Consider the following 14,866-nt stretch of genomic DNA (forward strand, 5'->3'; position numbering starts at 1 on the left):
TAACAACACTATAGCATAATAATTGTTAGAAAAATCAGTTACCTTTATAGTTCTTTTCGCTAAGTTCGATCGCACAATGAGATTATTCGGTTACGACTTTGCCCTCTGTTTGCTTTAGCTCGGGGTGCGCCATTTCGAGAATTGACGGGCGCAGTAATAACAGTACGAGAGCCATTAAAATCAAGCCGCTTGCAAAAAGAATGTAGTAGGCAGGTATTAGATCAAATAATACACCGTACCCGAGTGTACCAATAGGCATCGCGCTCATTGACATCATTTCAATAATCCCAAATACACGTCCACGGTACTCTTCGGTAATTGTCGTTTGGAACATGACCCCAAGTGGTGTGTTTGTAATAACACCTAGCGTACCGAATAATACCATAATGACAAAATAATAAACGAAATTCCAAATCATTGGTAAAGGAAACAGGACGGGTAATCCGATTAACATAACGACTGTAGCAGTGGCAAATGTCGAACGTTTTACAATGACTAATGGGAACTGGATTTGCTTTCGTGAAGCAAAATAAATCGATGTTAACAGCATCCCAATCGCACCACCAGCTTCAATAAAGCCGATTTGTGTTGGATCAATTTCAAGTACTGTAACTAAAATATAACTGCCACCAACGCTTACCGACATAAAGAATAAATTTAACCATAATGCTAACCAAAGAATCGCTTTTAATGTAGGCTGCGTATTGACGTAACGGAAACCTGCCTTAAAGCTCTCAAACATCGTTTCTTGTTTTTGAACATCGTTTGTTGGGCTTTCTTTTTTAAACAAATTGAAATTCATCGTGGCTTCTAATGTAAATGTAACAAGTGCCGCAAAAATAAATACTGCTAAAAATACTTCCATTGATACAAAGCCAAACAGCATTCCTCCAACAATCGGCCCTCCAATGCCGGCTACTGAGCTAGATAGCTGATTGAAGCTCATCGCCTTTTGTAAACGCGCCTCATCGACTAAATTGGCAATGGAAGCAGAGAATGCAACACTTGAAAAGCTACTAAAAATACTGTTAAATACCGTTGCTGTATAAACTGCTGCGAGTGATAAACCAAATTCATGTGTGTAGAGTAGTAATGCAGAAACGGTTAGAATCACACCAGCCTGCCCACCAAGCACTAACTTTTTTCGTGAAATACGGTCACTTAATATGCCGACAATTGGTGAAATAATAATACGTGGTATAAAGCTTAAAATGACGTTTAATGCAAAGCTTAGTGACGAGCCTGTTTTCGATAAAATATATAAGCTCATTCCAAAACTATAAACGCCTGCCCCAAGTGAGCCAACCATTTTACTAATTAGAAATGTGTATAAATGATACGTTGCTTTTTTTAACTTTTGCTGTTCGTTCATGTGCAAATCCCCTTTTGTTTAATTTAATTAAACTTATAATAACGGATAAATTTGGCTATTGCAATATAAATGTTTAATTTAATTAAAAATATTCTAAAATTTATATCTTTAATGAATCTGATTTGTTTAATGAAATTAAATTATTCCTTTTGTAGTAAGGATTTGTTACACTGTTTTTAGTGAGGTGGCAACGTGATGAATTTAGGTGAAAAAATTAAACGACTTCGTAAAGAGCGTAAAATGACGCTTGCCGAAGTGGCGGGTGACAAATTATCAAAAGGGATGCTTAGTTTAATTGAAAACGGCAAGGCCCAGCCTTCAATGGAAAGCTTGCAGCATATTGCCAAGCAGCTAGGGATTGATGTGTCGGAGCTGATGCAAACAGGTGAAGTAAATGAAATTCGTGAATTATATAAGCAGGTTGAGGCATTGCGACTTGCAATTAATAATGAATACGTAAAAGAAAAGTATATGCAGCTTTATCAAAATCTCTTGGATTTGATTGATCCTTATGTGAAGGAAGGCAAATTAAAGGGACAAACATATGAAGAAGTGTCATTATATGAAACGTATGTAGTGATGCGCAATCGCTTAAAAATAGACGAATCAACGGATGTATACTATGACATTATTCAGATGTATGAGAAGGTGCATGCCTATTCGAAAATTTTAAACGTATATAGCCGTTTAGCCATCTATGAATTCGAAAAGCGTGCATATGAAGCTGCGCTTGACGTGTTAATTGAGGCGGAGAAATATGTGGATAAATATGATCATTTAATTGGCGTACTTGAAAAACTAGATTTGTATTACAATATTACAGTGATGTACGCGGCGATTAATGAAAATGAAAAGGCTGAAAATTATTTAGAAATGGCCTTAACGATTGCGAAAGAGAAAAAGGTTATTTATCGATTGAATGACTTCTATCGCTTTTTGTTTGTCAGTTATTGTGAAGAGGACAATGTTGAAAAGGCGAAGTATTATATAGATAAGATTCATGCAATGACAAGTATATTAGAGGATCCAATTGAATTATATGTGGAGCAGTTATTGACGTTATTTTATATTAATTCGATTGAAAAAGATTATGAAAAAACAATTGCCACTACATTTGATCAATCATTTTTGCCAGAGGAAGTTTATGCGGATGCCAATCATTTCTTCCATGGTGAATATGGGTATGCTTACTGGAAATTAGGTCGTTTTGAAGAAGCACTGGAGCAACTAAAACATATTCGTATGCCAGAGCAAAACCATCATCCAATCGATTTAGTCCGTCTTTACCGTTCATATGCAATTCGTGCGTTATGTTATTTTGAACTTGGAGATATTGAAAATGCCAAGCGTGATATTTTATACGCGGTAGATGGTGTGAAAGATTTAAAAGATTTATATGATAAGAAATTTATTCATGAAGCCTATAAAAAAATTATGTAGTTACAAGCCATCACTCAATATTGGGGTGATGGTTTTTTCATTTTAACAGGTCGTTTTTTGGTGCTAAATTGTATGTGTACAAGGTGCTCAAATAAAACGAGCCAACAGAACCGTCCTATATCCAAAAACCTAGGCATATAGTAATCTACTAACCCCATAAAAAATAGTAGCAAATATGGATTTCTCTTATATTTTAAAAAATTCGCATAATTCTACAATATATTTAATATGTAGCTGTTAAAATTAATACGTTAACCAAAATTATGGTAGACATACTTTTGGATAGCCAAATTAAAGAAATCTAAAGGAGCTAAACGAATGAAGAAAAATGGATTCACCTCTGTCTTTTCTAAGATTGCATTATCATTTTTACTTATCATTTCGATGATTTCACCTCACTTTGCTGTTGTACAGGCAGAAACGACAGGGGCTATTGGCGTTGACGAGGCACTCGCGCAGTTTGATGCCACCTTAGTAAAACCAAATGTGACAGTAGAGGGATATATAGTAGGGTTTGCCAAAAGTGAAACATCGTATGTGGTGGTAGCGGAAAGTGATACAAATGTTGCGATTGCCGCGTCACCGGATGAAACCGATGTTACGAAAATGTTATATATACAGCTCCCGGCTTCACCTAGTTCGTACAGAGCGGACTTCGGATTAAAAACGAATCCGAGTAATTTAGGTAAAAAAGTGATCATATCGGGATCACTTGAAAAATATTTTGGCAATCATGCTGGATTAAAATCGTTGTCTTCGATGGCCTTTGTTGGAAATGAACCAACGGACCCTACCGACCCAACTGGTAACGAGTCGACTATTGCTCAAGCTCGAGCAGCTGTAGGTACTGACCAAACCGTTCAAATTCAAGGAACGGTGACTACAAAACCTGGTAACTGGGGTGGAAAAGCCTTCTACGTGCAGGATGATTCGGCAGGGGTTTATGTTTTCTCGAGTTCTGCAGAAGCAGGAAATTTAACCGTTGGGGACATCGTAAAAATCACAGGGAAAACAACTTTATTTAATGGGGAAGTCCAGTTTAATTCACCAACAATTGAACGCATTGCAACTGGGACCGTACCTGCACCACAAACTGTGAATTTACCGATTGCTGATGACAGTACACAAGGTGAGTTAATTACGATTGAAAATGTGACGATTAAGGAGTTAAAAGCTTCGGGTACATTTGGCACGTTTGAATTTAAAGCAGTGGATGCAGCAAACAATGAATTATTAGTGCGTCATGATAATCGTACGGGCTATCAATTGGCCAATTTTGAAGCAGACGGTTATAACAACAATGATGTTGTAACGATTACAGGAATTGCTGCTATCTTTAATGGCACGTATCAATTAAAAACGCTTGGCGCGGAAAGTTTTAGCTTAGTAGAAAACGATATTCCGACACAAGTGGCGAATGTGAAAGCTTCTCCAGTGGCGGGCGAAATTTTTGCAGGCACGAAGGTTACTTTAACAACAGAAACACCAAATGCAACAATTTATTACACGGTGGATGGTTCGGAACCAACTACAGCAAGTGCAGTTTACGACGTGGCAACGGGAATTGTTGTAAATGAAGCGCTGACGATTAAAGCATTCGCTACGGCAACAGACTTAGATCAGAGTAATGTTGCTACATTCGCTTATACCGTGAAAACGGAAGCGACAGTTATTTCAATTGACGAAGCGCGTAACGCAATAATCGGGCAAGATGTCATTGTCTCAGGGATTGTTACAGCAAAATTAGAAACAGCAACTGCCCATATCCAAGATGAAACGGGTGCAGCGATTGCGATTTACCCGGCTGATAGTCTTTCTGCAACTGTTGGAGATCGCGTGACGGTTCAAGGGAAAGTGGCTGAATATAGCGGGTTAAAGCAATTAACAAATATCTCACTTGTAGGTTCACCAGTTCCATCTACAATGCCAGCGCCACAAGTCATTACAAGTGCAGGAATTGCCGAAGAAAATGAGTCTAGATTTGTAACACTTCAAAATGTAGCCATTACAGGTTCAGGGCAAAACTTTACTGGAACAGACACGGCGGGTTCATTTGCGATTTACGATAAAACAAGAGATTCAGGCTTAGTTGCCGGAAAAACATATGGTGAAGTTACAGGGATTGTTGGGCAGTTTACAAATCATCAACTGTTGCCAATCCGCATTATTGAAGATACAACAAAGGTTCAAAACATCCAAGCATCTCACACAGGTGGCGTAACGGCTGGTACGAAGGTAACGCTATATACCATTACAGCAGATGCGACAATTTACTACACAGTGGATGGCTCAACACCAACAGTATCAAGTACAAAGTATACAGATGGCATTACCGTAAATAATCCAATGACAATTAAAGCAATTGCTGTAAAAGAAGGGTTAACAAACAGTGCGATTGCGACATTTGTCTATGAAATTATTGACACGGAAAACGCCACAATTCGTGATATTCAGGGGGCAAGTCACACATCCCCATATATCGATTTAACGGTAAGTGATGTGGAAGGAATCGTAACGTTTGTGTTGGACTCTTCTAACTTTATTATGCAAGAAAAAGATAGTTCAACATTCGATGGCGTAAAATCAACGGCAATTAAAGTGAATAAATCCGCTCATGGAATCGTGCTAGGGGATGCCGTAAAAGTAACCGGCAATGTAACAGAAGCTGGAGGCAACACGCGATTAAAAGATACACAAATTTCAGCAACACTGATTACAAAAACAGGAACAGACCAAATTCCAGAATTTCTAGTTATGGGCGAGGATTTATTCCCACCGAATAAAATTATCGACAATGATAGTTTTGCAATGTTTGATCCCGATGAGGACGGTATTGATTTTTGGGAGTCAATCGAGTACATGCGTGTTTCATTCCCAGAAGCACAGGTGATCGGACCAATCTATAACAATGATTCGCCGATTGTGGTACCAAGCACAACAAACAACCTATTTAACGTAAATGGCGGTCTAAATATCGCGGCCGATGATTACAACCCAGAAAAAATTATGCTTGAAGGGGTAGCGGGGAAGAACTATGAGTCTGGTGATCGTTTTAATGAGGCGCTAATCGGATTCGTGGAGAACTTCACGGATGGCTATCGCTTGAATACGAACAAACTATTCCCGGATGTAACGAAGGCGAATATTCAGCAAGAGGTGACACATCTTGTACCGGTAGCAGACAAGTTAAATGTTGCGGCATACAATATCGAAAACTTCTCGAATAACACAGCCAATACATCGGATGAAAAAGTAGCGAAAATTGCAGGAACCTTTGTCTACAACATGAAATCACCGGACATTATTACATTAGTGGAAGTACAAGACAATGATGGGGAAACCGATTCAGGTAATGCCGATGCCTCGGAAAGTTATATGCGTTTAATCAATGCGATCAAGGCTGCGGGCGGACCTGCTTATGACTGGATTGACGTTATGCCAATTAATAATACGGTAGGCGGTGCACCAGGCGGAAATATTCGTGTCGGATACTTGTATAACCCAACACGCGTGTCGTTAGTGGAAGGAACAAAAGGAACAGGTGATCAAGCGAATGCATGGACTGCAGATGGAAACCTAACATTAAATCCAGGTTTTGTGGATCCTTCAAAATTTGTTGATACACGTAAACCAATTGCGGCAGAATTTGAGTTCCAGCAAGAACGCATCATTGTTATCGGGGCTCACTTAAATTCGAAGGGTGGGGACGATTCGTTATGGGGACCAACCCAGCCGCCGGTTTTAGGTTCTGTAGCGGAACGTTTGCAACTGGCACAAGCAATGAATGACTTTATCGCTCAGGGGCTTGCAAAAAATCCTGACTTAAATATTGTCGTTGCAGGTGATATGAATGACTTTGAATTCACACCAGCATTGGCAACGTTAAAAGGTGGCGTTTTAACAAATATGGTTGACCGGGCACAAGAGGAAGATCGTTTCACGTACTACTTCCAAGGAAATAACCAAGTGCTAGATCATATTTTAGTTTCAAATAATCTTGCGGATGTGACTGAGATTGATTTGATTCATATGAATGCGAACTTTACCGAAGCGCAAGGTCGTGCATCTGACCATGACCCGGTATTAGTGCAAATTGATTTGAAAGCAGGGAAAGAGGAAGCTCAGCCAATCATACCTGAAGATGTATATAGCTATAGTAATTACAAAACCGGTAAATTAATTATGAATCGCCCAAGCATTTCACTGACATTAGGTGAAAATACGACTATTAAAAATGGGATTGCGGTATTTAGTGAATACGCTGAATTCCACGGTGTCGGATTTGCCGATAAAACCGTAATTATTAGTCCGAAAAAAGGTAATGCGGTCATTGATTTTAAAGGCACGCAAATGGGCGAAATTATTATTGAAGGTAAACATGTGAAAGAAATACGCAATTTACCTGTTGGCGTGAAAATCACTTACGTCAAGGGCGCGGTTAAGTCTGAAATAGAGTTTAAGTAAGACGGTGAAGAGAACCATCATGTGAGAACAACTCATGTGATGGTTTTTTCTACGTCTAGGCTAAAGGACGCTTTCGCACGTTTTTTATTTTAACAGGTCGTTTTTCGGTGCCAACATGCATTTTATCATTCTTCCGCCAGAAAACCCCCACTTCAATGAATGCGCAGGGGAATCGCCCAATGAGTAAGTGGGGGATGAATGGCGGTTGGGATTAGCCAAAATGCTTGTCTGAATGCGAACGTATGTGCTATAATTAAGATATCTTACTATTCTGTATAAAGGAGGTGTCTCATGAAGCATAAAGCCTTTAAATTTCGTATTTTCCCAACGAAAGTGCAGGAAATTCTCATTAATAAAACGTTTGGCTGTGCGCGCTTTGTTTTCAATCAGCTGTTGGCCGAACAAAAACAACAGGACCACTACTGGCACGTCACCGAAGAACTTTTCCAAGCCGGCCAATTGCCTCAAAACACGTGGCAAGGAACGTTCTTTAAAAAGTACGACAATATCAAAAAACTACCTCATTTAAAGCAAGCCTATCCGTTCTTAAAAGAAGTCGACAGCATCGCCCTTCAAGCCGCTGTGGAGCACATGAGTGATGGCTATACACGCTATTACAAAAAACAAAACAAAGCCCCACGCTTTAAATCAAAACGCCATCCCGTCCAATCGTATACAACGAAATATGTGAATGATAATATTGTTATCCAAGGTCGGCACATTAAATTACCCAAGCTTGGGCTGGTCAAATTCGCGAAAAGTCGCGAGGTCAACGGGCGTATCTTACAGGTCACGATTCGACGAAATCCAAGTGGCAAGTATTTCATCGCCATTTTAGCGGAAGTACAGATGCACACGCTGCCTAAAACCGGTTCAACGGTTGGGATTGACTTAGGCATCAAGCAGTTTGCGGTGCTGTCAGATGGCACGGTGTACGACAATCCCCGTTTTTTCCGGACACTCGAAGCGAAGCTAGCGAAAGAACAAAAAAAGTTAGCGGATCGTCGGCGTCTCGCTGTCGAACGCAATTGCCCTTTACACGAGGCGAAAAATTACCAAAAGCAAAAACAAAAAGTGGCGCGCATCCACGAAAAAATCACGAATGCGCGCATGGATTACTTGCACAACATCACGACTCATCTCATCAAAAACCACGATGTCATTGGGTTGGAGGATTTGCGCGTAGCCAATCTGTTAAAAAATCACCACCTAGCCAAAGCGATTGCCGAAGTCAGTTGGGCAACGTTTCGAACACTACTCGAATACAAAGCGAATTGGTACGGCAAACAAGTCATTGTCGTGGGGAAAACCTTTGCGAGTAGCCAGCTGTGTTCCAACTGTGGCTATCAGCACAAAGAAGTGAAACAACTGGCATTACGTGCGTGGACATGTCCAAATTGTCACGCACAGCACGACCGCGACTTGAACGCAAGTATCAATATTCAAAAGGAAGCAGCACGTCTAAGTGCTTCCTAAACCGTTGGGACAACGGGGTTAGCCTACTAAAGTAACTGGCGGATACGCTGGTGGTCGTAGGAATCCCCCACCTCTAAGCGCATGCGTAGGTGGGGGTAGTTCAATTATCAAATAAATGGCTTATATCAAGTTAAGGTCCTTTTGCATTACGGAACAACAGTCGCAACGGTCATACTTATATCAATTTGGCTTGATATTATTCCCCTTACGTGGTCACAACTTATAGAGTATGGTGTCACTGTATCGATTATTTTTGTAGTCGTTTGGTTTATTAACTACATGAATTTAAAAAAAGAAGCGGATGAATTAAACGCTTTACTTAAGCAACGTGGTGATTAACAGTTAAATTATGGTATAATTTAAAGAGACTGAAATTTTCAAATGTTTGGAGGGATTTAATGTTTAAAAAATATTCACCGCGCTTAGTGTTTGCGCTTGTGGCAATTACGTTTATTGTCATTTCACCGATATTTGCCATTTTTATGCCGATGACGGTTCCTGATTTATTTTTAACGGATCGCGGTTGGTTTTATATTTATTCATTTACCGGAAATGTGAAAGTAATTTTAATTGGCTTTGCGATTCTTGCGGCGGGTTTTGCGTTGCTGTCTTGGAAGCAGCATGTGGTAACGTATATTGGTTGTGTCGTACTTGTAGTGATTGGCGCGGCTACTGTCTATAGTTCAATTGAAAATTATACGGCCATTAACGAAACAGAAGTGCATAAAAATCAACTTATTGGTTCACAAACCCTACAGTGGTCTGAAATCGAAGTAGTTGAATTAGCGTTTGTGCCTGATTCGGTAGGGGAGTATATTTTCAAGGGCAAAAATGGCGAGGAAATAATTGTGGAAGAAGATAAAGTAACGGCAACGAGTTATATTTATCTGATGGCACAAAAGCTAGAAGTGCCGTATAACGAGTACGAGAAGAAATAATATGTATGCGTGTGGAAAAATAATTCCATACGTATTTTTTAATTTATTAAATTCTGAAAATTGTAATATTTAACTGAATTTCCTATACTTAAAGTGTAGTCCATTTTACGAGAAGGGTAGGAGAGTTCATGTTAGACAATGATTTTTACTCGCGCGAAAATATCGGACCTTATGAGTTTTTTGATGTTGGAGAATTTCAATTAGAAGAAGGTGGCGTTATTCCGTATTTGCAGCTTGCGTATGTAACGCATGGTGAATTAAATGCGGACAAATCGAATGCTATTTTGATTCCAACATGGTTTTCAGGGACAAGCCGTGATTGGGACAATTACATTGGACCAGGACGTGCACTAGATCCAGAAAAGTATTTTATTGTCGTTATTAATCAAATTGGTAATGGGGTTTCGACGTCTCCGCATAACAGCCCTGAACCAATTGCAATGGCGAATTTTCCACATGTGAGAATTGGTGATGATGTACGTGCGCAACATCAACTCATTACTGAAATGTTTGGCATTAAAGAGCTTGCGCTAGTTGTGGGCGGTTCAATGGGGGCACAGCAAACATATGAATGGGCTGTTCGTTATCCAGATATGGTGAAACGAGCTGCACCGATTGCAGGGACAGCAAAAAATACAGTACATGACTTCATTTTTACACAAACATTACTAGACGCCATTACATCAGACCCAGGTTGGAATGGGGGGAATTATTCTTCGCATACAGAAGTGGCAGATGGATTAAAACGCCATGCAGATATTTGGGCTGTGATGGGACTTAGTACAGAATTTTATCAACAAGAAAAGTGGAAGATGTTCGGGGTAGAAACAGCGGAACAATTTACTAATGGATTTTTACAGCCATTATTCCAATCGCTTGATCCAAATTCATTATTAACGATGGGATGGAAATGGCAACGGGGTGATGTGAGCCGTCATACTAATGGTGATTTGGCTGCCGCACTTGGGCGTATTACAGCCAAAGTAATTGTCATGCCAATTGATGAGGATATGTTCTTCCCAGTACGTGATTGTGCAGCAGAGCAAGCGTTAATTCCAAATAGCGAATTGAAAATTATATCAAGCATTTGTGGACATTTCGGGTTGTTTGGCGCAGATGGAGCAGAGTACTTCAATCAAATAGATCAGCATTTAAGTGAACTACTTGCTTCAGAAGTAACGGTATAATAAAAAGGCTAAAGGAAACGTACTAAATTCCTTTAGCCTTTCGCTTTAATCAAACGCCTCTTTCAAAGCACGTCCATCGGTTTCTCCAAGGGGTAAATCAAGCAAATAGGCGATCGTCGGGCCAATATCAACGACGCTCACTTCACCTAACGCAACACCCTGTTTAACAGTTGGCCCAGCCATTATGAGATTACTTGTATAACCAGGCTTACTAGGAAGATAGCCGTGCGTTGCATAGACGTCACCTTGTGCATGTAAATCCACAATGACCTCGCTTTTATAATCGTCGTCAAAACAAAAGCCAACACGTGCTTCAAGCATGACGTCAAAGCGCGGATCAACATGCAATGCCTCAAGAGCATGTTTGTCAAAAATCGCTTCAATCCCGTAGCGCTCCTCGCGTGCGGCATCGTGTAAAATCTGTATCGCTAATTCAAACGCTTCTGTATCACCAGGTCGGACATGTAAATACGCTGAACCACCTGCAGCCTGCACATAAGCACGCCAATGCGGCATACCATCGAGTTCAAATATTAACCCCTGATCGGCAAATAAACGATTCAAATACACCTTATAGCGCACATCTAATTGACTATGATCTCCAACGACGATGAAAGTTGTATCCTTATATGTGCCAGCCTCTTTTGTTGCGTGAATGATGTCGCCAATCCGACGATCCATCCGTGCAAGTACCTCATCAATATGCGCACCACGTGTACCTTTTAAATGTTTGCTGTCATCTAAATCAATTAAATGCAGTAGTAACAGTTCTGGCTTTTTGTTTTTAATCGTATCGACTGCACAAAGGGTTGTGAAATCATCTAAATACGGTTGCTCGATACCTTGCCGCACCTTGCCATATCTCAGCTCGAGTGCCAGTGTATAGAGCTTACTGCCGCTTTTTAAAATTTTCAGTGCCTGGTTTTCACCACGCACCGCACGAATTTCAGGGATGTTATACGTAATCGGTGCTTTGCCTGATACCGGCCACAAAAGCGCGGCGGTTTTTAATCCTTTTTTTCGAGCTGCCTCGAAAATGGTCGGGCTTTTGATATCGCGTAAAAACCAGTGCCAGTCCTGATCGTTTTCAGGGACAAATGGTTGGAATGGGTTGTTGTGAAAAACGTGGTGCTTATCCGGATAGTTGCCGGTTACGTACGATGAATGAATCACATACGTTAAGGTCGGATACACACTTTTCACCTGTGTTGTAGTCGTACCGCGCGTAATTAAGCTATTTAAATGGGGCAGCTTGCTTGCGGCTGCCCAGTTGTCCTGTGAAAAGGCATCGTAGGATATTACGATACAGTGTTTTTTTCCCATAACATTACCTCGCTGTCTGTTGGCGCGTCGTAGCGTCCTTTGGTAGCATTAAAAAGACGATTAACCCTAAAATGAATAATGGAATAATCGATAAAATACTGTATTTCGCAACGCCTGTTAATGTTGTTGTCAGCGCCATTAAAAATGGTCCGATAATGGCTGCAAACTTCCCAAATATATTATAAAAGCCAAAAAATTCATTGGAACGTTCTTTCGGAATAATTTTTCCGTAATACGAACGACTCAGCGCTTGAATTCCGCCTTGTGCTGAACCAATCATCACACCAAGCACGAAAATATGCCACATTTCTGAAATGAAAAACGCGGCAATACACGCGATGATATACGTACTTATGCCGACTATAATCATCGTGCGAGTTGAATATTTTTTCGCGAGTGAGCCGTACAGAAGCGCACACGGGAACGCGACAATTTGAATGACGAGTAAAATTCCTAGAAGCATAAACATATCAAGTGAATCCGCACCGAGCACACTTGTCGCATACGGCACGACCATTTTAATAATCGTATCAACACCGTCAATGTATAAGAAGTAAGCAATTAAAAATAGGAAGACGATTTTATAATCTTTAATTTGCATAAATGTACTGCCGAGACGTTTAAAGCTATTGCCAATTGGATTAGGCTCCGGCTCGATATAATGACGCTGCTTTACATCCTTAATCATCGGAATTGTCAGTAACCCCCACCAAAGCGCTGTAATGAAAAAGCCGATTTGATAGCCGATTGCTTTGTCCATACCCATTACGAAAATGACGACTAAGCTGATAGCGAATGGAATACAGCTGGCAATATAGCCAAATGCAAAGCCAGAAGTTGATACTTTATCCATCTTTTCATCGGTTGTAACGTCCACTAAAAACGAGTCATAGAAAATATTTGCCCCAGCGAAACCAACACACGATAAAATGTACATGACAATGAGGAGCTGCCACTGTCCGCTTTCTGGTGCGATAAACGCGAATGAAAGCGTAGATATAATGCCGACTAGCGCGAAAAACGTAAAGAACCGCTTTTTCTTGTCCTTGTAGTCTGCAAAGGCGCCAAGCATCGGACTAAGCACGGCAACTAAGATGCTGGCAAGTGAATTAAAATAGCCCAAGTCCATGTTGTTGACCCCGTTAAACATGCCGAAGACAATTGGAAACAGCGCGGTTGTAATCGCCATTGAATAGGCAGAGTTCCCACAATCGTAAAGGATCCATGATTTTTCCTCTTTTGTAAGCTTCAAACGTATCAACCTCCCATCATAATAATAGTTGCCGCATGCGCGACGCAAAAAATAATGAGTTCTTTGAAATAGTATACCATTTCGATGGAAAGTTATTGGAATTATAGTGGTTTATTTACAGAAAATAAATATAGGAGAAACAGACGTGACTTACTTGAAAGAAGGGGTAAGATGCAGCGTTTATTATTGGAAGTGAATGGATTATCTTGAGCGGTCACTTGATCAGATAGTAGCTTTTTGTAATTGCTATCCCCTAAAATATCTAGCGACCATATACAAAAGTGAAATTTTTTACTATTCTTAACTTATTAAGGGTATGGGGTGAGTAAATTGAAAGCGATCGAAATGAAAAACTTTGGACCATCAGAAAATTTACAGCTAGCAGATGTGACGTTACGACCGATTGAACCGACCGAAGTGAAAGTAAGAGTATATGCAGCAGGTGTCAATCCGAGTGATGTCTATACGTCAACAGGTACATATGCCATCAAACCAGCTTTACCATATACGCCGGGATTAGACGGTGCAGGCGTAGTAGAGGAAATTGGTGCGCTTGTGAAGGATGTACAAGTGGGCGACCGTGTATTTGTCGCAAGCCTTCCGGGTAAAACGACAGGAACGTTTGCACAGATGGTCATTTGTGATGCGCATTTTGTGATGCAGCTGCCAGAGCATATTAGCTTTGAACAAGGCGCGGCACTTGGTATCCCGGCATTAACGGCGTTTCGTGCCGTTGTGCAAAAGGGACATGTCGAGGCGTATCATACCGTGCTCATACACGGGGCAAGTGGCGCGGTTGGCTTACAGGCCGTGCAAATTGCGAAATCGATTGGTGCGCTTGTCATTGGAACAGCTAGTCGTGAGGAAGGGAAAGCTCTAGTGAAAGCGGCTGGTGCGGATTATGTCGTGGATCATTTAACCCCTGACAATGTGGAAGCGGTACTTGAATTAACGAATGGCAATAGACCTGACATCATCATTGAATTTTTAGCGAATGAAAATTTAGCAACGGATTTACAGCTCATTGCAGAGTTTGGCAAAATTATTATAGTTGGTAACCGCGGGGAAGTGACGATTAATCCGCGTGTCATTATGCAAAAGGAATGTGACGTGACGGGTATGGTGCTGTTTAATTTAACAGATGATATGCACCATGTGTTGATGACGAGCGTGACGATGCTACTGAATGCAAATAAACTAACACCAATTGTTGGCCACAGATACGCACTAGCTGATGTAGGGCAAGCATTTGATGCAGTCATGGCTGGCGAGCATAATGGGAAAGTAATACTAACAATCGAATAAAAAGTAGAGCCGTCCATTTGAATTGTAATCAAATAGGCGGTTTTTTTTGTTTAACACCATAACATAGGTTGCTTTTTCTAATAGAATTTTACTTGATTGATTTGCGGGC

The 14,866-nt window shown here is 40.6% G+C and carries 10 protein-coding genes; 7 read left to right on the plus strand and 3 right to left on the minus strand.

Annotated features, from left to right (window positions below; translation table 11 throughout):
• Window positions 1–82: 82 nt before the first annotated feature.
• Window positions 83–1,372 (minus strand): MFS transporter, encoded by a 1,290-nt coding sequence (locus tag NSQ62_RS06860; RefSeq protein ID WP_341323184.1) that lies wholly within the window; start codon window positions 1,370–1,372, stop codon window positions 83–85.
• Window positions 1,373–1,567: 195 nt separating this feature from the next.
• Here NSQ62_RS06860 and NSQ62_RS06865 point away from each other — a divergent pair, with 195 nt between their 5' ends.
• From NSQ62_RS06865 to NSQ62_RS06890, 6 genes are all read left to right on the plus strand, one after another.
• A complete protein-coding gene (locus tag NSQ62_RS06865) occupies window positions 1,568–2,812 on the plus strand; it encodes a helix-turn-helix transcriptional regulator (protein WP_341323185.1) in 1,245 nt (414 codons plus the stop codon).
• A 318-nt stretch (window positions 2,813–3,130) separates the two neighbouring features.
• Window positions 3,131–7,276, plus strand: a complete 4,146-nt coding sequence (locus NSQ62_RS06870) for a chitobiase/beta-hexosaminidase C-terminal domain-containing protein (protein ID WP_341323186.1) — start codon at window positions 3,131–3,133, stop codon at window positions 7,274–7,276.
• Between the two features lie 291 nt (window positions 7,277–7,567).
• Window positions 7,568–8,752, plus strand: a complete 1,185-nt coding sequence (gene tnpB, locus NSQ62_RS06875; protein WP_341323187.1) for an IS200/IS605 family element RNA-guided endonuclease TnpB — start codon at window positions 7,568–7,570, stop codon at window positions 8,750–8,752.
• Between the two features lie 111 nt (window positions 8,753–8,863).
• Entirely contained in the window at window positions 8,864–9,091 is a 228-nt protein-coding gene (locus tag NSQ62_RS06880) for a DUF3021 family protein (RefSeq protein ID WP_341323900.1), read from the plus strand.
• 59 nt (window positions 9,092–9,150) lie between these two features.
• A complete protein-coding gene (locus NSQ62_RS06885) occupies window positions 9,151–9,690 on the plus strand; it encodes an ATP-dependent exonuclease (protein ID WP_341323188.1) in 540 nt (179 codons plus the stop codon).
• 128 nt (window positions 9,691–9,818) lie between these two features.
• Window positions 9,819–10,877, plus strand: coding sequence for an alpha/beta fold hydrolase (locus NSQ62_RS06890; protein ID WP_341323189.1), 1,059 nt, complete (start codon window positions 9,819–9,821; stop codon window positions 10,875–10,877).
• Window positions 10,878–10,922: 45 nt separating this feature from the next.
• On the opposite strand, the gene NSQ62_RS06895 is transcribed toward NSQ62_RS06890, so the two are convergent.
• Together NSQ62_RS06895 and NSQ62_RS06900 are read right to left on the minus strand one after the other, a co-directional pair.
• Entirely contained in the window at window positions 10,923–12,200 is a 1,278-nt protein-coding gene (locus NSQ62_RS06895) for an alkaline phosphatase family protein (protein ID WP_341323190.1), read from the minus strand.
• A gap of 4 nt (window positions 12,201–12,204) precedes the next feature.
• Window positions 12,205–13,389 carry an MFS transporter gene (locus NSQ62_RS06900; protein ID WP_341323901.1) on the minus strand — a complete coding sequence of 395 codons (1,185 nt, stop codon included), beginning with the start codon at window positions 13,387–13,389 and terminating at the stop codon, window positions 12,205–12,207.
• Window positions 13,390–13,773: 384 nt separating this feature from the next.
• Between NSQ62_RS06900 and NSQ62_RS06905 the strand changes: the two genes are divergently transcribed.
• On the plus strand, window positions 13,774–14,757 hold the full coding sequence (locus NSQ62_RS06905; RefSeq protein WP_341323191.1) for an NADPH:quinone reductase: 984 nt from the start codon (window positions 13,774–13,776) through the stop codon (window positions 14,755–14,757).
• The last annotated feature ends 109 nt before the right edge of the window (window positions 14,758–14,866 follow it).

The sequence above is a fragment of the Solibacillus sp. FSL H8-0523 genome (genome assembly GCF_038051985.1).
GTDB lineage: Bacteria > Bacillota > Bacilli > Bacillales_A > Planococcaceae > Solibacillus.